This is a genomic window from Nitrospirillum iridis, from assembly GCF_014205765.1.
GTDB classification, from domain to species: Bacteria; Pseudomonadota; Alphaproteobacteria; order Azospirillales; family Azospirillaceae; genus Nitrospirillum; species Nitrospirillum iridis.
This window is the reverse complement of sequence record NZ_JACIIZ010000005.1, coordinates 210,356-230,583: the sequence shown is the minus strand read 5'-3', so window position 1 is coordinate 230,583 and position 20,228 is coordinate 210,356. Positions and strand designations below refer to the sequence as shown.

Here is a 20,228-nt window from a genome sequence, read left to right as displayed (position 1 = left end):
CGGTCACTCCGGCGTCTTGTCGGGGGGCTTGTCTGGTGGGGGAGCGGCGGCCTCGGGCGGTCGTGCCTCGGGCACCGGCTTCGCCTCGGGCTGTTTCCCCACCGGCTTCGCCTCGGGCTGTTTCCCAATCGGCTTCGCCTCCGGCTTATTTCCCACCGACTTCGCCGCGGGCTGCTTCTCCGCTGTCTTCGCCTCTGGCTGGCTGGCCTTTTCCGGCACCTTGTCCGGTGAAGCGGCCGGGGCGTCGAAGCGGGGGGAACGGGCCAGCAGCCGGCCCTTGTCCAGCGCGTGGGACAGGACCAGCGATTCCAGGGCGCCGGCCGGCTGGTCCGGGCTCAGCTCCAGCGTGTCCTTGTTCAGGGCGTAGACGGTGAAGACGTAGCGGTGGGTCTGGCCGGCGGGCGGGCAGGGACCGCCATAGCCCTTGGGGCCGAAATCGTTCATCGCCTGGACGGCGCCCTTGGGCAGGCCCTTGCCATCCGCCGCCCCGGCGCCGGCTGGCAGGGCATGCACCCCGGCCGGGATGTTGAACACCATCCAGTGCCGGAAGCCCTTCTTCACGTCGGCGTCCATGATGATCAGGGCGAAGCTTTTGGCGGTCGGCGCCTCGCCACCCCAGCGCAGGGCGGGGGAGATGTTCTTGCCGCCGCAGCCGTCGCGGTCCCAGGCCTGGGGGGCGGTCAGGGTGCCATCGGCGGCCAGATCCGGGCTGCTCAGCCACATGCCGGCGTGGGCCGTGCGGGGGACGGCGGCGGCCAGACAGGAGATCCCCGCCGCCAAGGTCACCATCACCGCAAGTCGGCGGGCCATGGCGCCTAGACCTTCTCGGTCAGGCGCCGTTCGCGCAAGGGGCGCTTCACCCGGGCCAGGTTCTCGCCCAGCGCCGTGCCCTGGCGCAGGGCCACCGCCACCTGCAGCACGTCGATGACCGCCAGGTGCGACAGGCGGGAGGTGCGCGGGGTGTAGATGCTGGTATCCTCATCCACGTCCACCAGCAGGGGCACGGTCGCCCGCTCCGCCAGCGGCGACCCGCCCGAGGTGATGGCCACCACCGGCGCGCCGCCGTCCAGCGCCAGGTCGACCGAGCGCAGCAGTTCGCGCGTGCGCCCCGTGTGGGAGATGGCGATGACGGCGCCATCGGGTCCCAGGATGCTGGCCGCCATGGCCTGTACATGCACGTCGGTATGGGCGATGACGGGCACGCCCAGGCGGAAGAACTTGTTCTGCCCGTCCTGCGCCACCACGCCCGAGGCGCCGAAGCCGTACAGCTCGATGCGCCGGGCGGCAGCCAGCAGGTCCACGGCCCGGCTCAAATTCTCCGTGTTCAGCTGGTTGCGCATGCGGGAAAAGGCGCTGATGGCCCGGCCAATGACTTTGGCCGCCACCTCCGCCACCGGGTCGTCGGGCATGAGGTCGGCATCGACGAAGGGGGTGCCGGTCGCCAGGTCCTGCGCCAAGCGCAGCTTGAAATCCTGATAGCCGCTGCAGCCGATGGAGCGGCAGAAGCGCACCACCGTTGGTTGGCTGACGTCCGCGTCGCGCGCCACCTCCGCCACCGAGGCGGTGACGACGGCGTGCGGCCGTTTCAAGACTATTTCCGCGATCTTGCGTTCCGATGGACGTAGACCGTCCATCATTCCGCGTATGCGACCCAGCATGAGGTAACCCCCGACCCGCCGATACCGTTGCCGATGAAACCCGCCAAAGTCCCGGCCGGGGGGCATGGTCCCCGGATCGCGCGCGGTCGCGGCTTCCTCTCGTTTGTAGTGAAATTACCGGAAAGCGCGCCACCCTGTCACGTGCGCTATGTCAATTCCGTCATAAGAGTTAAAATCCGCTGGCCCAGGGATGCGCCACCGATCTCGCCACCCTGAAGCAGATCCTGGAGCGCCTCGCGGCACCGGCGCTGAAGGAGGCGTGTGACGAGTGCGACCCGCCGACCATGCCGGACGCATGATCTTCGGGTGGGCTGAATTCCCGGGCGACAGGAACCAGATGTCCTTCCGGCGTCTTTAGGGAAACGGGGGTGGGCCGATAAGCACCCATCCCCGTTTTAAAGACGAAGCGGGGAGGGTCGCCGTGGATACCTGGGAGACGGCGTCGACGCCGTCCGCAACCCCGTCTGAAATCCCGCCGGCGCGCGGTGCCCCCTTGGCGGACAGCGACGGGGGCCCTGCCGTTGGTTCGCCGCCCCCTCCCGCAAAACGCAAGCCGCGTACGGTGTGGCAATGCCTGGGGCCCGGCCTGGTGACCGGCGCCTCCGATGATGATCCCAGCGGCATCGCCACCTATTCCCAGGCGGGGGCGCAATTCGGCTATGGCCTGGCCTGGACCCTGATCCTGACCTATCCCCTGATGGCGGCGATCCAGGAGATCAGCGCCATCATCGGCCGGGTGACGGGCCATGGCATCGCCGGCAACCTGAGGCGCCACTATCCGCCGCTGACCATCAACACCATCGTCCTGCTGCTGGTGGCGGCTAATGTGGTCAACATCGGCGCGGACCTGGGGGCCATGGCGGCGGCCCTGGGGCTGCTCATCGGTGGCCCGCAGTGGCTGTACGTTCTGCTGTTCGGCGCCGGGTCGGCCGCCCTGCAAATCTTCATCCCCTATCGCCGCTATGTCTCCATCCTGAAATGGCTGACGCTGTCGCTGTTCGCCTACGTGGCGACGGTGTTCGCCATTCCCATCCCCTGGGGCGAACTGGGCCATGCCATCGTCCACCCGCCCCTGTCGCTGAACGCCGACTATCTGGTGGCGGTGGTGGCCGTCTTCGGCACCACCATCAGTCCCTACCTGTTCTTCTGGCAGGCGGATCAGGAGGTGGAGGAGGAGAAGGGCGACCCCCGCGCCCAGCCCCTGAAAAAGGCGCCGGGCCAGGCGCCGGAGGAACTGCGGCGCATTCGCCTGGACACCTATATCGGCATGCTTCTGTCCAATGGCGTGGCGCTGTTCATCATCATCACCACGGCGGCGACGCTGCACGCCCACGGCGTCACCGACATCCAGACGTCGGCACAGGCGGCGGAGGCGTTGCGGCCCATCGCCGGCACCTTCGCCTTCGCCGTCTTCGCCCTGGGCATCATCGGCACCGGCCTGCTGGCCCTGCCGGTGCTGGCGGGCTCCGCCGCCTATGCCCTGGGTGAGGCGCGGCGCTGGCCCGTGGGCCTGGCCCGCCCCCCCATGCAGGCCAAGGCCTTTTATGGCGCCATCCTGCTGGCCATGGCCGTTGGCGCCGCCATGAACGTGGTGGATATCGACCCGGTGAAGGCCTTGTTCTGGAGCGCGGTCATCAACGGACTGGTCGCCGTGCCCGTCATCGTCATGATGATGCGCATGGCCAGCCGACGGGACATCATGGGCGGCTTCATCCTGTCCCCGGGCCTGCGGATCCTGGGGTGGGCCTGCATGGCGGCGATGGCGCTGGTGGATACCGCCATGGTGGTCACCTGGGTGATCTAGGGCAGATCGCCCAAAGGTGGATCTGACCGCGATCGGCTTCACGCCGCGGCCAGCTTCAGCCCCGCGATGCCGGCCACGATCAGGCCGATGCACGCCAGGCGCAGCGCGGTCGCCGGCTCGTTGAACAGCACGATGCCAGCGATGACCGTGCCCAGCGTGCCGACGCCCGTCCATACCGCGTAGGCGGTGCCCAGCGGCAGGGTGCGGAGCGCCAGGCCCAACAGGCCCAGGCTGACGCCCATGGCGGCGACGGTGAGGAGGGACGGGACCGGTCGGGTGAACCCCTCAGTGTATTTCAGGCCCACGGCCCAGCCCACTTCGGACAGGCCAGCCAGCAGCAACCATAGCCAGGCCATGACGTTACCCCGGTATGTGAAGGGGCGGGGCCGTCCCCGCCGGAAGGATGCCTGGCCGCCAGACAGGGCGCCGGGCCGGGGTCGTCCCCGGCCGAGCCAGCATGGCCGCCTAGCCGTCCGATGCCAAGATCACGAAAAAGAGAAAGACTTTAGAACGCCATGTCTCTTTAATTGAGGTCGTCAAAGGACGGGGGACATCATGACCGATGGGGCGACTAACGGTGGGACGGTTGCGACGGGCGCAGCGGTCCCACAGGGCCATCAGCGCTGGGGGGAGTGGCAGGACGACGTGCGCATCATGTTGGCCTACGCCGCCGCGCGGGGGCTGGCCACGCTCGAACGGCCGGTGATCGACATGGCCGTGCGCGTCACGGCGCCGTCCCCCGACCAGCTGAGCCTGGAGGAAAGGCAGGAGCTTTGGGTGGCCTATCAGGCGCTGTCGGCCGTGGTCGCCCCGGCCACCAGCGCCAGCCTGCGCCATCTAGGGGAATTCCGTCGCGAACTGGGCCTGGCGGGCTGGTGGCGGTCGCTGACCCGGGCGGGACTGGTGCAAAGGACCATCCGCAGCGGCGTCGCCTGGCTGGTCGGCGTGGCGCTGGTGACGGCCATCGTGCAGATCCACGCCGCCAACGGCACCAACCTGCTGACCCAGACCGGCGTACGCCAATTGCTGTTCATCGAGGGGGCGGCGGCACAGCGGCCGATGGGGGATGCGGTGCCGGGCGCCAATCCCGCCCAGGTGGAGGCTGAGGAGCCGCTGGTCCAACTGCGGCGGCAGGCGGCCGCGAAGTTGCTGGCGCCCTGGATCTGCCACCCGCTCTCCCGCATCGTGACCCTCAGCTTCGACGCCCACGGCTATTGCCAGCGGCGGGAGACGGCCTCCCCGGTGGCCCCCATGGCGGCTCCCACGGCGGCCCCCACTGCGGCCCCCATGGCGGCCCCCATGGCGGAGGATGCCGACACCATCCTGCTGCACACGGTGGAATTGGCGTGGAGCGCCGGCACGGCCCTGACGCTCTACGTCCTGCCGGCCTTGTTCGGGCTGTTGGGCGCCTGCGCCTATATCGCGCGGGTGCTGACCGACGCGGTGGTCAACGCCTCCTTCATGCCGCAGCTGGGCTTCCGCATGGTACTGCGCCGGGCGCTGGGCCTGACGCTGGGGCTGTCCACCGGGCTGTTCTACAAAAGCGTGGTCGCCACCATCGAGCCGACGGCCTCGGCCCAGATCTCCCTGCTGGGGGCGGCCTTCCTGGCGGGGTATAGCGTCGAGGCGGTGTTCACCATGTTCGATGCCGCCGTGGACAAGTTGCGCGAGGTGTTCAAGCCGCAGGAAGCGGCCACGCCATCCGCCGCGCCGCGGCGGGTCGTGGGGGAAACGCAGGGCTGAGGCCCCCCCGGGATCACCTGCTGGGCGCCGCCAGCGCGGAAACCGGTATGTGGATGCCGCATTCCGTCTTGCCCAAGCCAGACCAGCGGCCGGACCGCAGATCATCGCCCGGGGCCGCCCGGTCGGTGCAGGGCATGCAGCCGATGGAAAGATAGCCGTCGGCCTCCAGCGGATGGCGGGGCAAATCGTGACTGTCCAGATAGGCCACCAGATCGTCGCGGTCCCAGTCGGCCAGGGGGTTGATCTTCAGGCGGCCGTCGGCGGCCTCGATGGTCACCAGGTCGGCGCGGGTGGCGGCCTGGAAGCGCTTGCGGCCGGTGATCCAGGCGCCGAAACCGGCCAGGGCGCGGTTCAGCGGTTCCACCTTGCGGAAGTGGCAGCAGGCGTCCGGGTCGCGGCGCCACAGCATGCCGTCGGCGTCACGGGCGGCCTCGTCCTCCGCCAGGGGCCTGATCTCCCGGGCGTCGGTCAACCCCAAGCGGGCGATCAGTTCCCGGCGATAGCGCAAGGTCTCGCCGAACAGCTTGCCGGTGTTCAGGAAGATGACCGGGGTGGACGGGTCTATCTCCGCCACCATGTGCAGCAGCACCGCCGACTCCGCCCCGAAGGAGGAGACCAGGGCGATCTCGCCCTTCAGCTCCCGGGTCAGCAGCGGTTCCAGCAGGGCTGGCCCCGTCACGCCGGCATAGCTCCGGGCCAGTTCGGCCGCCCGGTCGCCGACGCCGGTCACGCTGCCGTCTCCGTCCGGGCGGAGACGCCGCCGGTGGTGCTGGCATGGCGCGCCAAGCGGGCGGTGGACAGGGGCCCCGCCACCGACACCTGGTAGGCCACGTCGATCTCCGTCAGGGCGTGGGCCCACAGGCCCGCATCCTTGCCCTCCGCGATCTCCACCTGATCGACGCCGCAGCGGACCAGGAACAGGTACTGGTCGGGAATGGTGTGGCCCACGGCGCGGATGGTGCCGCGATAGCCCAGATATTCCCGCAGCTCACGGGCAACGGTGAAGCCACGGCCGTCGCGGAACTTGGGGAAGTCCAGCGCCACCAGGGCGAAGTCGGCCAAATGGTCGGCGATGTCCTTGGGGTGCTGGTTGCTGGCGAGGAAAACACCCAGGCCGCCGTTGCGGCCCACCAGGGACTCGCGGTCCTTGTGGAAGCGGGCCAGGCTGACGATGACCGGCACGTCCGATGCCGGCAGGGCCTCGTCGTCGCCCAGGCGCACCCAGGCGTCGTCGATCAGCTTTCCGGACTCAATGAGCGGCATAGACCTTGTCCTTGAACGGGGTGTGACCGATGCGGGCCAGTGTGTCGAGGAAGCGTTCCCCGTCCTGGCGCTGTTCCAGATAGACGCCGACCACGGCGCCGATGGCGTCCAGCGCCTCGTCCGCCGACAGGGCCGGGCCCATGATGTCGCCGATGGCGCCTTCTTCGCTGGCGCTGCCGCCCAGCGTCAGCTGGTAGGCCTCCACGCCCTTCTTATCGACGCCCAGGATGCCGATGTGGCCGACATGGTGATGGCCGCAGGCGTTGATGCAGCCGCTGATCTTGATCTTCAGCTCACCGATGTCGTGCTGCCGATCCAGGTCGGCGAAGCGCTCGGAGATGCGCTGGGCGAGCGGGATGGAGCGGGCGTTGGCCAGGGCGCAGTAGTCCAGGCCGGGGCAGGCGATGATGTCGGTGATCAGGCCGGAATTGGCCTCGCCGAAGCCGATGGTGCTCAGCGCCTTCCACAGGGCCGGCAGGTCGTCCTGGCGTACATGGGCCAGCACCAGGTTCTGCTCATGCGTCACGCGGATTTCGCCGAAGCTGTAGCGCTCGGCCAGGGCGGCGATGGCGTCCAGCTGGTCGGCGGAGGCGTCGCCCGGAATGCCGCCCGCCGGCTTCAGCGTGATGGTGGCGATGGCGTAGCCCGGCTGGCGGTGGGCGGCCACGTTGGTGCGGACCCAGCGGTTGAAGGCGTGATCCTCCAGCCGCGCGCGGGCCAGGACGCCGGAGATCGGCTCCAGCGTCTCATAGGGCTGGCTGGCGAAGCGGGCTTTGATGCCGTCGACGATGGCGGGATCGAGGCGATATTGGGCCCGCGGCATGCGCGCGAACTCGGCTTCCACCTCCTCGCGGAACTTTTCGATGCCCAGCTCGTGCACCAGGATCTTGATGCGGGCCTTATAGATGTTGTCGCGCCGGCCATAGGCGTTGTAGACGCGCAGCACCGCCTCCAGATAGGCGATCAGCTCATCCTCGGGCAGGAAGTCGCGCAGCTTCTTGGCGATGAAGGGCGTGCGGCCCAGGCCGCCGCCGACATAGACCTCGAACCCCACCTGACCATTGGCGCCGCGCTTGGCGATCAGGCCGACGTCATGGATGCAGATGGCGGCGCGGTCGGCGCTGCTGCCGGTGATGGCGATCTTGAACTTGCGCGGCAGGAACGAGAATTCCGGGTGCAGGGTCGACCATTGGCGCAGCACCTCGGCATAGTGGCGGGGGTCCACCACCTCGTCGCTGGCCGCCCCGGCGAACTGGTCCGACGTCACGTTACGGATGCAGTTGCCGCTGGTCTGGATGGCATGCAGGTCCACCTCGGCCAGCAGATCCAGGATGGCCGGCACATCCACCAGCTTGATCCAGTTCAGCTGCAGGTTCTGGCGGGTGGTGAAATGGCCGAAGCCCTTGTCATAGATTCGGGCGATGTGGGCCAGCTGGCGCACCTGGCGGCTGGTCAGCACGCCGTAGGGCACGGCGATGCGCAGCATGTAGGCGTGCAGCTGCAGGTACAGCCCGTTCATCAGGCGCAGCGGCTTGAACTCGTCTTCCGTCAGCTCGCCGGACAGGCGCCGGGCCACTTGGCGGCGGAACTGCTCCACCCGCTCCTTCAGGAAGTCACGGTCCACCTGGTCATAGTGGTAGATGCCGGCGTGGCTGGGCAGGCCGCGGGCGGGTGGGGCGATCTGGCGGGCGGCGGCGGAGGGGCTCATGACGGCGGGCTCTGTGTGATTTTGGTCTTGCGGGAACAGGCGATGCGCCGGCGTCAGGCGGCCGAGGCCGGAAGGGCGTCGATGCTGGGGCCGGCGGCGCGGATCCACTCCCGCGTCTTCAGGGGGCGGGGGCCGGCCGCCTCCACCGCCACGTCCACGGCGTAGGGGTCCACCACCTCCTGCCGGGCGGCTGAGGCGCGGGCGATGGCCAAGGCCGCCTCGACCGGGGCGTTTTCCGTCTGCACCTGGGCGTCCTGCACGCGGATCGACCAATCACCGGCCGGCGTCAGCCAGACGACGGCTCCGTCCTGCAGGCGATTGGCGGTGACGACCTTGGGGGCGTCGGTAACGCGGGCCATGGGAAATCCTCTATCAGACGGCGGCTTTGAAACCCGGATCCGGGGTCGTGTCCGCGATGCGGTCCGGATTGGGGGCCAGGGTGGTGAAAACGTCGGCGGCGATTTTGCCGGGGTCGGCCAGGGTCACGACCTCCCCAACCAGGATCAGGGCCGGGCCGGCGCGCCCGGCGGCCATGTCGGCCAAGGTGGCCAGCGTGCCGACCAGCAGCGTCTGGTCCGGGCGGGTACCGTTCTCCACCAGGGCGGCGGGCGTGCCCGGCGCCTTGCCGGCGGCGACCAGGCGGTCGGCCACCAGCCCGGCTTTGCTCAGGCCCATGTAGACCGCCAGCGTGTGGTCCAGGCGGGCCAGCGCCGACCAGTCGATGGCGGCGTCGACCGACCCGCCGTCGACACCGGCGCCATGGGCGGTGATAAGGGTGATGCCCTGGGCCAGGCCGCGATGGGTCAGGGGGATGCCGGCGGCGGCGGCGCAGCCCACGGCGGCGGTGATGCCGGGCACCAGTTCCACCGTCACGCCGGCGGCGCGCAGCACGGCCATCTCCTCGCCGCCCCGGCCGAAGATGAAGGGATCGCCGCCCTTCAGCCGCACCACGCGGTGGCCGGCCTGGGCCTCGCTGACCAGCAGCGCGTTGATCTCTTGCTGGCTGACCGTGTGGCAGGACTTGGACTTGCCGACATAAACGCGACGGGCGTCGCGACGGACATAATCCAGGATGCGGTCGTCCACCAGTTTGTCGTGCACCACCACGTCGGCGTTCTGCAGAAGGCGCAGGGCCCGCAGGGTCAGCAGATCGGGATCGCCGGGGCCGGCCCCGACCAGGGCGACGGAGCCGGCTTCGGCGGCAGCGCCGCTGTTCCCGGCGCCCGCGTTCAGCGTCTTCACCAGCTGTTCGCGCGCGCTGGCCTCGTCACCGGCCAGAAAGCGCTGGGCGATGGGGCCATCGATCACCCGCTCCCAAAAACGGCGGCGCGCCGTCTCGTCGGATTTGACGGCGCGGACGGCGCTGCGGAAGCCGTCGAGGAAGAGGGCCAGGCGGCCCAGGCCCGGTTCCAGCGCGGCCTCGATGCGGGCCCGCAGGCGGCGGGCCAGCACGGGTGAGGTACCGGCGGTGGAGATCGCCACCGTGATCGGCCCGCGATCGACGATGGCCGGCATGATGAAGGTGGACAATCGCGGCCGGTCCGGCACATTGACCAGCACGCCCCGGGCGCGGGCGAGAGCCGCCACGCGGGCCGCCTCGTCCTCATCGTCGCCCGCGGCGAACACCAGGGTGGCGCCGTCCAGGTCGCTGGGGGTGAAGGGGCGGCGGCGCACTTCGGCGGCCAAGCTGGCGAGATCGGGGTGCACATCGGCCGCCACCACCACCAGCCGGGCGCCACGGCCGCCCTCCCCATTCGCGTCCCCGTTCCCATTTGCCGAACCCGCCACCAGCCGCGCCTTGCGCAGGGCCAATTCACCCCCGCCGGCGATCAGAACGGTCTGGCCGGTCAGCGTCAGGAACAGGGGGAAGGCGGAAGGCATTATACAGAACAGTCCTGTGAATAAAGTCGCGTTCTTTCATAATGTGTTCGTAAACAGCGGATTTGTCGAGGTTCAAGCACCCGGGCATCGGGATGGGGCTCCACCCGCGTCGCCCGTGCGACCTCGGGGTGCCGTTATGGAAAACCATTTTCCTTCAAAGGGCTGTAACAGAATGAATCGAAAAATGCGCCGACATGGGCGCGGGGCGGGCGGAAGGTCGCAACACTGCCATGCACAACAGGGGTGTGATCCTGGCTGGGTTTCACAGCTTGGAAATGGGCAATAGGCCGCGATTCAGGTAACGCCTTGCCCTGTCGACGCTTTGCCGGCCAGGAAAGCCGGGCCCTTCATAATAACGTGTAAGATTTGTTATTTATGTTTGTGTTGACACAGATTGCGGTGTCGTTTGTCATGGGCGCCAACGACGCGGATGGGGGTGCGGCGTCCTGCCACAGGGGGCGCCCATCTCCGGCCGGGGTCCGTTCATCGGGATGGACCTGAACCTTCGAGGGGGAATCCGAATGCATCGCAGAACGTTGTTGACCGCCATGGTGGGTGCCGCCGGTGTGGCCATGCTGGGGTCGGTGCGGGCGCGCTCCGCTTCGCAGCTGCTGAACGTCTCGTACGACCCGACCCGGGAATTTTATAAGGAATACAACGAACTGTTCGCCAAGGAATGGGCCAAGGCGGCCAGTGGCGATCAGGTCAGCGTCAACACCTCGCATGGTGGGTCGGGCAAGCAGGCGCGTGCGGTCATCGACGGGCTGGAGGCTGACGTCGTCACCCTGGCGCTGGCCTACGACATCGACGCCATCGTCGAGAATGGCGGCCTGATCGACAAGGATTGGCAGAAGCGCCTGCCGTATAATTCCACACCCTACACCAGCACCATCGTCTTCCTGGTCCGCAAGGGCAATCCCAAGGGCATCAAGGATTGGCCGGACCTGCTGAAGCCCGGTGTGGAGGTCATCACCCCCAATCCCAAGACCTCGGGCGGCGCGCGCTGGAACTATCTGGCGGCCTGGGGCTACGCCCGCGCCAAGGGCGGCGACGCCGCGGCCCGCGACTTCATCAAGGCGCTGTTCAAGAAGGTGCCGGTGCTGGACACGGGCGCCCGTGGCGCCACCACCACCTTCGTGCAGCGCGGTCTGGGCGACGTGCTGCTGGCCTGGGAGAATGAGGCCTACCTCGCCATCCAGGAGCTGGGGCCCGGGGAGTTCGAACTGGTGACCCCGTCCGTCTCCGTCCTGGCGGAGCCGCCGGTGGCGGTGGTGGACAAGGTGGTGGACCGCCACGGCACCCGCCGGGTGGCGGAGGCCTACCTGCAGACCCTCTACACCCAGCCGGCGCAGATCCTGGCGACCAAGCATTACTACCGCCCGCGCGATCCCGTGGTCCTGCAGGAGGTGGCGAACAAGTTCGCCAAGGTGGAGCTGTTCGACATCACCACCTTCGGTGGTTGGCACGATGCCCACAAGGCGCACTTCGCCGACGGTGGCAGCTTCGACCAGCTGTACCAGCCGGGCTGAACCAGGTTCCAAGCGAACGCCAGCGCGACGCCGCCGTCCGGGATGCCGGGCGGCGGCGTTGTCATTTAGGCGTAGGGCGCAGGCCCGCCCTTCCTTGACGCCGGTGCCGGACGGTAGAGGTATGGCAGCGGGGTTCCGGCTCGGGCCGGACCCTATAAGCTGCAGGCGACAGGGGAGGAATGGGAGTGCGCAAGGGATCTGGTGCCGGCGTGGCCGGCGTGTTGCTGGGCCTGTCTCTCGCCGGGGCGATGCCAGCCTGGTCGCAGACGGCGGCGCCGTCGCCGCACGCCGTGGAACTGGCCCGCGACCTGGCCTACGCCACCACCGCCGACAGCCTGATGCGGCAAGTGCTGGAGGCCACGGTACAGCCGTTGACCTTCAACCTGAAAGCCGCCAACCCGGGGCGGGAGGCGGACGTCGACGCCCTGTTCGAGAAGACCCTGCTGCCGTCCTTCCGCACCGCGATGCAACCCGTCCTCGACGCCGCCGCCCGGACCTACGCGGCGCGCTTCACCGAGGCGGAGCTAAAGGCCATGCTCGATTTCTACGCCTCGCCGGTGGGGCAGAAGGCGTTGAACGAGCTGCCCTCCCTGATGCGGCGCAGTGTCGCCCAGGCGCAGGGGGCGCTGCCCCAGTTGCTGGGGCCGGTCATGGAGGAATTCAGGGCCGCTTGTGAGCGGCAGGGCCTGAAACTGCCGCAATAAGGCATTGGCTGTACTACTGCTCAGGAGACGAGCCTGCGGGGAAGGGGATGTCGGCGGGCCGGTTCCAAAAGACGCCGCCGCCCCATGTGACGGATGGCGCTTCGTCGCGTCCGCCTTTAAAGTGGCCGACGTCGCGGGCTGGTCAGCCACCAGCGTGTCAGCCGCCGCCGCCGCCAAGGGGCTTGCCCCCCAGCCTGCCGGGGGGCAGGCATGCCGCGACTGCAAACGGCTCTCAATTTTTATAATTGGAATTATTCTAAGATGTCGGTATGGTCCTGTTCGTCGGTGGGGCGAACGCCGCACGGTCCCGAACGGAGCCGCGGCAGGGCGCCCACCGAAACCGACCCTGATTGATTAATTCAACAGCCAAGGAATTAGCGATGTCCCTCATCAATACCGCCGTGAAGCCCTTTAAGGCGACCGCCTACCACAACGGCAAGTTCGTGTCCCTGACCGAGGCCGACCTGACGGGCAAGTGGTCCGTGGTGGTGTTCTACCCGGCCGACTTCACCTTCGTCTGCCCGACCGAGCTGGGCGACCTGGCTGACAACTACGCCGAGTTCAAGAAGCTGGGCGTGGAGATCTACGGCGTGTCGACCGACACCCACTTCGCCCACAAGGCCTGGCACGACACCTCCGACACCATCGCCAAGGTCGAGTATCCGCTGGTTGGCGACCCGACCGCCACGCTGGCCCGCAACTTCGACGTCCTGATCGAGGAAGAGGGCCTGGCCCTGCGCGGCACCTTCGTCATCAACCCCGAAGGCCAGATCAAGCTGTGCGAGATCCACGACAACGGCATCGGTCGTGACGCTGGCGAGCTGCTGCGCAAGGTGAAGGCCGCCCAGTACGTCGCCTCCCACCCGGGCGAAGTGTGCCCGGCCAAGTGGACCGATGGCGCCGAGACCCTGAAGCCGTCGCTGGATCTGGTCGGCAAGATCTGATCCAGCCCTGTCGGACATTCGTCTGACGCTGGGACTTGGGGCTGGGGCGGTGACGCCCCAGCCCGTTCCAGGGGCGTGATCGCTCCCGGTTGCCCCATGGGTCTCGCGACCTGGGGGCCAGTACCTGGGCCGTGCCCTCAGCGGCAGGCCCCCGCTTGAACAGCCCGCCTGCGACATTACGTTTCGAGACAGGTCCGGCCGCCTTCCTGGCGCCGGTGACCGTCCCCTCTTTGCCCGCCACTCCCCTTCTAATCTCCGCCAGAAAGCCCGATCGATGTTGGACGCCAATCTCAAGACCCAATTGAAGGCCTATCTGGAACGGGTGAAGCAGCCCATCGAGATTGTTGCTTACCCGGACGATAGCGCCGCCTCCCGCCAGATGATGGAGCTGCTGGCCGATATCGCCGAAGCCTCCCCGCTGGTCAACATCACCGAGAACGTGGATGGCGCCGGACGCCGCCCGTCCTTCACCGTGAACCGCCCGGCCGGCGACATCGGCATCCGCTTCAGCGGCCTGCCCATGGGCCACGAGTTCACCTCGCTGGTGCTGGCGCTGCTGCAGGCTGGCGGCTATCCGCCCAAGGTCTCCGATGAGGTGATCCAGCAGATCAAGGCCATCGAAGGCGACTTCCACTTCGAGACCTTCATCTCGCTCACCTGCCACAATTGCCCGGACGTGGTGCAGGCGCTGAACCTGATGGCGGTGCTGAACCCCCGCATCCGCCATGAGATGATCGACGGCGGCCAGTTCCAGGATGAGGTGACCAAGCGCCAGATCATGGGCGTGCCGGCCATCTTCCTGAACGGTGAGCCCTTCGGCCAGGGCCGCATGGATCTGGAGGAGATCCTGGCGAAGGTGGACACCAGCGCCGGGGCCCGCGAGGCCGCCAAGATCGACGCCAAGGAGCCGTTCGACGTGCTGGTGGTGGGCGGTGGCCCCGCCGGCGCCGCGGCGGCCATCTACGCCGCCCGCAAGGGCATCCGCACCGGCATCGTGGCGGAGCGTTTCGGCGGCCAGGTGATGGACACGCTGGGCATCGAGAACTTCATCTCCGTCACCGCGACGGAGGGGCCGAAGCTGGTGCGCGGGCTGGAGGAGCATGTCCGCAGCTATGACGTGGACATCATGAGCCAGCAGCGCGCCAAGGCGCTGGCCACGGTCGACGGCCTGCACGAGGTGACGCTGGAAAGCGGCGCCAAGCTCAAGTCCAAGGCCATTATCCTGGCCACCGGCGCCCGGTGGCGCGAGATGAAGGTGCCGGGGGAGGAGCAGTACAAGACCAAGGGTGTCGCCTTCTGTCCGCACTGCGACGGCCCGCTGTTCAAGGGCAAGCGCGTGGCGGTGATCGGCGGCGGCAACTCCGGTGTGGAGGCGGCCATCGACCTGGCCGGCATCGTCGCCCACGTCACCCTGCTGGAATTCGACAGCCAGCTGCGGGCCGACGCCGTGCTGGTGACCAAGCTGAAGAGCCTGCCCAACGTCACCATCCTGACCCAGGCCCAGACCACCGAGGTCACGGGCGATGGCCAGAAGGTGAACGGCCTGCTCTACAAGGACCGCGCCTCGGGCGAGACCCATCGCGTGGCGCTGGAAGGCATCTTCGTGCAGATCGGCCTGCTGCCCAACACCGACTGGCTGCGCGGCAGTGTCGAGCTGACCCAACGCGGCGAGATCATCGTCGGCCACCATGGTGAGACCTCGCTGGCCGGTGTCTTCGCCGCCGGCGACGTCACCACCGTGCCCTACAAGCAGATCATCATCGCCATGGGCGAGGGGGCCAAGGCCTCGCTGGGTGCCTTCGACCACCTGATCCGCAGCTCGGTCCAGGCCGCCTGAGTCGGGTCCATCTGAAGTTCAGCGCCCATCCGGGGCGGCGCCGGTCCCCACCGGCGTCGCCTCCGGATGGGCGTTTTCATTGGCGTTGGGAGGTTTTGGGGGAGGTTTTGGGGAATTCAGACATTCCCCAGCGCGGCTTTCATATCCGGCATGACCCGCCGCATGTAGTCGTCGAACAAGGGGACCGTGAAAGCGGTGTCACCATGTGATGGTGAATAGATCATGCCTTTGCGTATCAACGCGTTGCGCGCCGGGGCCACGGACGTCACCTTGACGCCTAACTTTTCGGCGATGTCACCGGAACGGTGCTTGCCATGCCCGAAGTCGGCCAATGCCCGCATATAGCGGCGCTCCGCGGGGGTACAGCGATCGAAGCGGACTTTGAAAAAGCTTTGGTCCAGCTCCGCGATCGCCAGATCCCGGGCCTTGCGCGCATCGACGTCGGTGATGGTGTCACCCTGGGCGACATTCCACGCCTCATAGGCCCATTGCTGAAGGAAGTACGGATACCGTTCCGTATCCTTCAAGATCGCGTCCATTGCCGCTTGGGTGAAAGTCACGCCTTCTTCGTGGGCCGGCTTCTGAATGGCCAGCATCGCCTCCTCCGCCGCCAGCGCGCCGATTTCCGGAAAGCGGAAAAGTCGTTCCGCATAGGATTTGGAATTGCCCGCCAGGGCGACGATCTGCGGCAGGCCGGCCCCCACCAGCAGGATGGGCAACTGCCGTTGGCTGGCGCGATGCATGGACATGATCAGGGCGCTGAACTCACGCTCATCCAAGTATTGCATCTCGTCGATGAAAAGGGCCACAGGGCGGTTCGCCGCTTTGGCGGCCTCACCAATCGCCACGATAAGATCGGGAAGATCGGCTTCAATATTCCCACTATCAGCCAGGCCCGGTTCAGGCCCTATTGTTAGTCCGAAATCGATATCGCTTATGGTGACCTTGAGGCCATTCAGGAAGCCCTTCAAGCCATGGAGGCCTCGCCGAGCTTTTTCCACCGCACCGTCAACCAGGCTCAGGGAATAGAGAATGGTGCGAAGGCTGGGGGCAAGCAGTTCTGGCAGTGATTTTCCTTCGTGCGCTTCAATAAACGCCGTCTTGAACTTCAGGCTCTCGGCTTCGTCGTTGAGCTTGTTGAGAAGCACGGTTTTGCCAACTCCCCGCAGCCCAACCAGAATAAGACTTTGAGCGGGGCGGCCGAGGGCGGTTCGTTGCAAGGCGACGGCCCCGCTGGAAATGACATCCGCACGACCCGCAAGTTCCGGCGGCGGGGTGCCAGCACCTGGGGCGTAGGGATTCCGTACGAGGTCCATTTTGAGTGACCTTAGGCATTTATAGCGGAATCTTACTATAAACGGATAAAGTCTCATTTCAAGAGAGTTTAGGCAGTTATAGTGAATTGTCCCTATAAAAGTGTAAACTCGCTACAAACCCTAGAACGAGCGCCTTGGGCACGACAGGACAGGTGACGCGGTCGCCGTCACCTTCGTAGACTGCCGCCTTGGCCCTTATCCGGAACCTCTCGCCCCATGTCCCATCCCGGCTTCATCCACCTGCGCACCCACTCCGCCTATTCGCTGTCCGAAGGGGCGATCAAGGTGAAGGAGCTGGTGAAGCTGTGCACCAAGAACGGCATGCCGGCGGTGGGCGTCACCGATACGGGCAACCTGTTCGGCAGCCTGGAATTCGCCATGGCGGCGTCGGACGCCGGCGTGCAGCCCATCGTCGGCTGCCAGATGTGGATCACCCGCTGGGGCCCGGCCGCCACCACGCGCGGCTCCCAACGCCCCGGCACCTTCGGCGCCGACCAGCTGGTGCTGCTGGCCCAGAACGCGCAGGGCTACGCCAACCTGATGGAGCTGATCAGCAAGGCCTACATGGAGACGGAGCCGGGGCTGGAGCCCCAGGTCTCCATGGCGGCGCTGGACGGTCACACCGATGGCCTGATCGCGCTCACCGGCGGCCTGCATGGCGGCGTGGGGCGTTTGCTGCTGGAAGGGCAGGCGCCGGCCGCGACCGAGCTGCTGCTGGAACTGAAGCGCCTGTTCCCCGGCCGCCTCTATGTCGAGCTGATGCGGCATGACAAGGACAGCCCCATCGGCCGGGCCGAACTGCGCATCGAGGGCCCGCTGGTGGATCTGGCCTATGCCCATGATTTGCCGCTGGTCGCCACCAACGACTGCTTCTTCGCCACCGCCGACATGTACGAGGCGCACGACGCCCTCCTGTGCATCGCCGACGGCGCCTTCATCATGCAGGATGACCGGCGCCGCCTGACGGCCGACCATTATTTCAAGAGCGCGCGGGAGATGCGCGATCTCTTCGCCGACCTGCCGGAGGCGGTGGACAACACGGTGGTGATCGCTCAGCGCTGCGCCTACATGCCGCGCAAGATCAACCCCATCCTGCCCAACTTCCCCACGGTGGAGGGCAGGACGGAGGCGCAGGAACTGCACGCCCAGGCCCATGACGGCCTGACCTTCCGCCTGAACCGCTATGTCTACACCCCCGAGATGGACGAGGAGGCCCAGGCGGAGACGGAGAAGCGCTACCGCGAGCGCCTGGACTATGAACTGTCCGTGATCGAGCGGATGAAGTTCCCCGGCTACTTCCTCATCGTGTCGGACTTCATCAAATGGGCCAAGGACAACGGCATCCCCGTGGGGCCGGGCCGTGGCTCCGGTGCCGGTTCGCTGGTCGCCTGGTCGCTGCTGATCACCGACCTGGACCCCATCCGCTTCGGCCTGCTGTTCGAGCGCTTCCTGAACCCCGAACGCGTGTCCATGCCCGACTTCGACGTGGACTTCTGCCAGGATCGCCGCGACGAGGTCATCCGCTACGTCCAGGCCAAGTACGGCCATGACCGCGTGGCCCAGATCATCACCTTCGGTAAGCTGCAGGCCCGCGCCGTGCTGCGCGACGTGGGGCGCGTGCTGCAGATGCCCTACGGCCAGGTCGACCGCATCTGCAAGATGGTGCCCAACAACCCGGCCAACCCCGTGACCCTGCAGCAGGCCCTGGATGGTGAGCCGCTGTTGCAGGAGATGCGCCGCCAGGATGAGACGGTGGACCGCCTGATCGGCGTGGCGCTGAAGCTGGAAGGCCTGTACCGCCACGCCTCCACCCACGCCGCCGGCGTGGTGATCGGTGATCGCCCGCTGGACCAGCTGGTGCCGTTGTACCGCGATCCGCGCTCCGACATGCCGGTCACCCAGTTCAACATGAAGTATGTCGAACTGGCCGGCCTGGTGAAGTTCGACTTCCTGGGCCTGAAGACCCTGACCGTGCTGCAGAAGGCGGTGGAGCTGATCCGGCCGCGCCAGCCGGACCTGGACCTGCTGAACATCGACCTCTACGACGAGAAGACCTACCGCCTGCTGGGCCGGGCCGAGGCGTCGGGCGTGTTCCAGCTGGAAAGTTCGGGCATGCGCGACGTGCTGCGCCGCATGAAGCCCAACCGCATCGAGGACATCATCGCCCTGGTCTCGCTGTACCGGCCGGGCCCGATGGACAACATCCCCAAGTACATCAAGGTCAAGGACGGGCAGGAGGAGCCCGACTACATGCATCCCTCGCTGGAGCCCATCCTGAAGGAAACCTTCGGGATCATGGTGTACCAGGAACAGGTGATGCAGATCGCCCAGGTTCTGGCGGGCTACAGCCTGGGCGGCGCCGACCTGCTGCGCCGCGCCATGGGCAAGAAGATCAAGGAGGAGATGGAGAAGGAGCGGTCCAAATTCGTCGACGGCGCCACGGCGCGCGGGGTCGATGCGGATCAGGCCGGCCTGATCTTCGATCAGGTGAACAAGTTCGCGGGCTATGGCTTCAACAAGTCGCACGCGGCGGCCTACGCCCTCATCGCCTATCAGACGGCCTACCTCAAGGCCAACTATCCGGTGGAGTTCATGGCGGCGTCGATGACGCTGGACCTGGGCAACACCGACAAGCTGAACCAGTTCCGCCAGGAACTGGACCGCCTGCGGATCAAGCTGCTGCCGCCGGACATCAACCGCTCGGGCGACATCTTCCGCGTGGAGATCCTGCCCAATGGCGACGGCGCGGTGCGCTACGCCCTGGCGGCGGTCAAGGGGGTGGGCGGTCCCGCCATGGCGGCGGTGATCGCGGAGCGGGACGCCAACGGCCCCTTCCGCGACCTGTTCGATTTCGCCCGCCGCCTGGACAACAAGGTCATCAACAAGCGCCAGCTGGAAAACCTGGCCGCCGCCGGTGCCTTCGACAGCCTGGTCCCCAACCGCCACCAGGTTCATTCCGCCATCGAAATTATGCTGCGCTATGCTCAGGCCGAGGCGGCGGAGCGGGAAAGCGGCATGAACAGCCTGTTTGGCGCGTCGGCGCCGTTGAAGGCGCCCGAGCTGCCCCGGGTGGTGGACTGGGAACCGCTGGAAAAGCTGCGGCATGAGTTCGAGGCCATCGGCTTCTACCTGTCGGCCCACCCGCTGGACGCCTTCGCGTCCCCGTTGGCCAAGCTGAAGGTGGTGCGCTTCGCCGATCTGCCGGGCATCGTCGCCCGGGGTGGCGGCTCCACCCGCTTCCGCATGGCGGGCATCGTGGTGGCGCGGCAGGAGCGCACGGCCAAGAGCGGCAACCGCTTCGCCTTCATCGGCATGTCGGACGCGTCCGGCGTCTATGAGGTGACCCTTTTCTCCGAGGCGCTGGCACCGGCGCGCGAACATCTGGAGCCGGGCAAGGCCGTGATCATGACGGTGGACGTCCAGCAGAACGGGGAGGAGTTGCGCCTGACCGGCAGCGGTGTCCAGCTGCTGGAGGATGAGATCGCCAAGGTGGCCTCGGGCCTGCGGGTGACCTTGAAGGATGAGGAACCGGTGGCGGGCCTGCAGACGGTGTTGAAGCGCCTGCCGGCGGGCCGCGGCAAGATCCACCTGATGGTGGAGGTGGACCGCCTCGAGGTGGAGGTGGTGCTTCCCCAGGCCTATCAGATCAGCAGCGCCAGCCGCTCCGCCCTGCGCTCCATCCCCGGTGTGCTCGACGTCCAGGACATCTGATAGCAACGGCGGTTGACCCGGACCGCTCAACCGCCCCCTCCGGAACGGTACGCCCTCAAGGGTATGGTGACGGGGGCCGGCGGCGGACACACTCCCCCTGCCCATTGCTGGTGTCGTTTCCTGCGGTGGC

Annotated in this window: 16 protein-coding genes; 7 read left to right on the top strand and 9 right to left on the bottom strand. The window is 67.3% G+C overall.

Annotation, left to right across the window (positions count from 1 at the left end):
• Positions 1-3 precede the first annotated feature (3 nt).
• Both FHS74_RS10645 and hexR read right to left on the bottom strand, forming a co-directional pair.
• A complete protein-coding gene (locus FHS74_RS10645) occupies positions 4-810 on the bottom strand; it encodes a YbhB/YbcL family Raf kinase inhibitor-like protein (protein ID WP_246463047.1) in 807 nt (268 codons plus the stop codon).
• A 5-nt stretch (positions 811-815) separates the two neighbouring features.
• On the bottom strand, positions 816-1,658 hold the full coding sequence (hexR, locus tag FHS74_RS10640) for a transcriptional regulator HexR (protein ID WP_184800200.1): 843 nt from the start codon (positions 1,656-1,658) through the stop codon (positions 816-818).
• A 589-nt stretch (positions 1,659-2,247) separates the two neighbouring features.
• On the opposite strand from hexR, the gene FHS74_RS10635 reads away from it, so the two are divergent.
• Positions 2,248-3,462, top strand: coding sequence for an NRAMP family divalent metal transporter (locus FHS74_RS10635; RefSeq protein WP_343066902.1), 1,215 nt, complete (start codon positions 2,248-2,250; stop codon positions 3,460-3,462).
• A gap of 38 nt (positions 3,463-3,500) precedes the next feature.
• Here the strand turns inward: FHS74_RS10635 and sugE are convergent, their stop codons facing one another.
• On the bottom strand, positions 3,501-3,818 hold the full coding sequence (gene sugE, locus FHS74_RS10630) for a quaternary ammonium compound efflux SMR transporter SugE (RefSeq protein WP_184800198.1): 318 nt from the start codon (positions 3,816-3,818) through the stop codon (positions 3,501-3,503).
• A 199-nt stretch (positions 3,819-4,017) separates the two neighbouring features.
• Between sugE and FHS74_RS10625 the strand changes: the two genes are divergently transcribed.
• Positions 4,018-5,205, top strand: a complete 1,188-nt coding sequence (locus tag FHS74_RS10625; RefSeq protein ID WP_184800196.1) for a hypothetical protein — start codon at positions 4,018-4,020, stop codon at positions 5,203-5,205.
• A gap of 13 nt (positions 5,206-5,218) precedes the next feature.
• Here FHS74_RS10625 and FHS74_RS10620 read toward each other — a convergent pair whose 3' ends face one another.
• The 5 genes from FHS74_RS10620 to cysG are packed head-to-tail and all read right to left on the bottom strand — an operon-like array spanning position 5,219 to position 10,057.
• Positions 5,219-5,935, bottom strand: a complete 717-nt coding sequence (locus tag FHS74_RS10620) for a phosphoadenylyl-sulfate reductase (protein WP_184800194.1) — start codon at positions 5,933-5,935, stop codon at positions 5,219-5,221.
• Positions 5,932-6,468: a DUF934 domain-containing protein gene (locus tag FHS74_RS10615; RefSeq protein ID WP_184800192.1), complete on the bottom strand. Its 537-nt coding sequence runs from the start codon at positions 6,466-6,468 to the stop codon at positions 5,932-5,934. The genes FHS74_RS10620 and FHS74_RS10615 overlap by 4 nt, the downstream gene beginning before the upstream one ends.
• Complete coding sequence (locus tag FHS74_RS10610; protein ID WP_246463046.1) at positions 6,455-8,176, bottom strand: nitrite/sulfite reductase; 1,722 nt, start codon at positions 8,174-8,176, stop codon at positions 6,455-6,457. The genes FHS74_RS10615 and FHS74_RS10610 overlap by 14 nt, the downstream gene beginning before the upstream one ends.
• Positions 8,177-8,229: 53 nt before the next feature.
• The gene (locus tag FHS74_RS10605) at positions 8,230-8,535 is read right to left on the bottom strand and encodes a DUF2849 domain-containing protein (protein ID WP_184800189.1); all 306 of its coding nucleotides are present in this window, start codon (positions 8,533-8,535) and stop codon (positions 8,230-8,232) included.
• A 13-nt stretch (positions 8,536-8,548) separates the two neighbouring features.
• Positions 8,549-10,057, bottom strand: coding sequence for a siroheme synthase CysG (cysG, locus tag FHS74_RS10600; protein ID WP_184800187.1), 1,509 nt, complete (start codon positions 10,055-10,057; stop codon positions 8,549-8,551).
• Positions 10,058-10,578: 521 nt separating this feature from the next.
• Between cysG and FHS74_RS10595 the strand changes: the two genes are divergently transcribed.
• From FHS74_RS10595 to ahpF, 4 genes are all read left to right on the top strand, one after another.
• Positions 10,579-11,586, top strand: a complete 1,008-nt coding sequence (locus FHS74_RS10595) for a sulfate ABC transporter substrate-binding protein (RefSeq protein ID WP_281384634.1) — start codon at positions 10,579-10,581, stop codon at positions 11,584-11,586.
• A 185-nt stretch (positions 11,587-11,771) separates the two neighbouring features.
• Positions 11,772-12,290: a DUF2059 domain-containing protein gene (locus FHS74_RS31145; protein ID WP_184800185.1), complete on the top strand. Its 519-nt coding sequence runs from the start codon at positions 11,772-11,774 to the stop codon at positions 12,288-12,290.
• A 380-nt stretch (positions 12,291-12,670) separates the two neighbouring features.
• A complete protein-coding gene (gene ahpC / locus FHS74_RS10585; RefSeq protein ID WP_184800184.1) occupies positions 12,671-13,234 on the top strand; it encodes an alkyl hydroperoxide reductase subunit C in 564 nt (187 codons plus the stop codon).
• Positions 13,235-13,508: 274 nt separating this feature from the next.
• Complete coding sequence (ahpF, locus tag FHS74_RS10580; RefSeq protein ID WP_184800183.1) at positions 13,509-15,071, top strand: alkyl hydroperoxide reductase subunit F; 1,563 nt, start codon at positions 13,509-13,511, stop codon at positions 15,069-15,071.
• Between the two features lie 116 nt (positions 15,072-15,187).
• On the opposite strand, the gene FHS74_RS10575 is transcribed toward ahpF, so the two are convergent.
• Positions 15,188-16,387 carry an AAA family ATPase gene (locus tag FHS74_RS10575; protein WP_184800182.1) on the bottom strand — a complete coding sequence of 400 codons (1,200 nt, stop codon included), beginning with the start codon at positions 16,385-16,387 and terminating at the stop codon, positions 15,188-15,190.
• Between the two features lie 216 nt (positions 16,388-16,603).
• Here FHS74_RS10575 and dnaE point away from each other — a divergent pair, with 216 nt between their 5' ends.
• The gene (gene dnaE / locus FHS74_RS10570; RefSeq protein WP_184800181.1) at positions 16,604-20,098 is read left to right on the top strand and encodes a DNA polymerase III subunit alpha; all 3,495 of its coding nucleotides are present in this window, start codon (positions 16,604-16,606) and stop codon (positions 20,096-20,098) included.
• The last annotated feature ends 130 nt before the right edge of the window (positions 20,099-20,228 follow it).

Bases quoted from the DNA above. Each gene is read 5' to 3' on its own strand.
- FHS74_RS10645 (WP_246463047.1), bottom strand. From the start codon at position 810: ATGGCCCGCCGACTTGCGGTGATGGTGACCTTGGCGGCGGGGATCTCC.
- hexR (WP_184800200.1), bottom strand. From the start codon at position 1,658: ATGCTGGGTCGCATACGCGGAATGATGGACGGTCTACGTCCATCGGAA.
- sugE (WP_184800198.1), bottom strand. From the start codon at position 3,818: ATGGCCTGGCTATGGTTGCTGCTGGCTGGCCTGTCCGAAGTGGGCTGG.
- FHS74_RS10625 (WP_184800196.1), top strand. From the start codon at position 4,018: ATGACCGATGGGGCGACTAACGGTGGGACGGTTGCGACGGGCGCAGCG.
- FHS74_RS10615 (WP_184800192.1), bottom strand. From the start codon at position 6,468: ATGCCGCTCATTGAGTCCGGAAAGCTGATCGACGACGCCTGGGTGCGC.
- FHS74_RS10610 (WP_246463046.1), bottom strand. From the start codon at position 8,176: ATGAGCCCCTCCGCCGCCGCCCGCCAGATCGCCCCACCCGCCCGCGGC.
- FHS74_RS10605 (WP_184800189.1), bottom strand. From the start codon at position 8,535: ATGGCCCGCGTTACCGACGCCCCCAAGGTCGTCACCGCCAATCGCCTG.
- cysG (WP_184800187.1), bottom strand. From the start codon at position 10,057: ATGCCTTCCGCCTTCCCCCTGTTCCTGACGCTGACCGGCCAGACCGTT.
- FHS74_RS10595 (WP_281384634.1), top strand. From the start codon at position 10,579: ATGCATCGCAGAACGTTGTTGACCGCCATGGTGGGTGCCGCCGGTGTG.
- ahpC (WP_184800184.1), top strand. From the start codon at position 12,671: ATGTCCCTCATCAATACCGCCGTGAAGCCCTTTAAGGCGACCGCCTAC.
- ahpF (WP_184800183.1), top strand. From the start codon at position 13,509: ATGTTGGACGCCAATCTCAAGACCCAATTGAAGGCCTATCTGGAACGG.
- FHS74_RS10575 (WP_184800182.1), bottom strand. From the start codon at position 16,387: ATGGACCTCGTACGGAATCCCTACGCCCCAGGTGCTGGCACCCCGCCG.
- dnaE (WP_184800181.1), top strand. From the start codon at position 16,604: ATGTCCCATCCCGGCTTCATCCACCTGCGCACCCACTCCGCCTATTCG.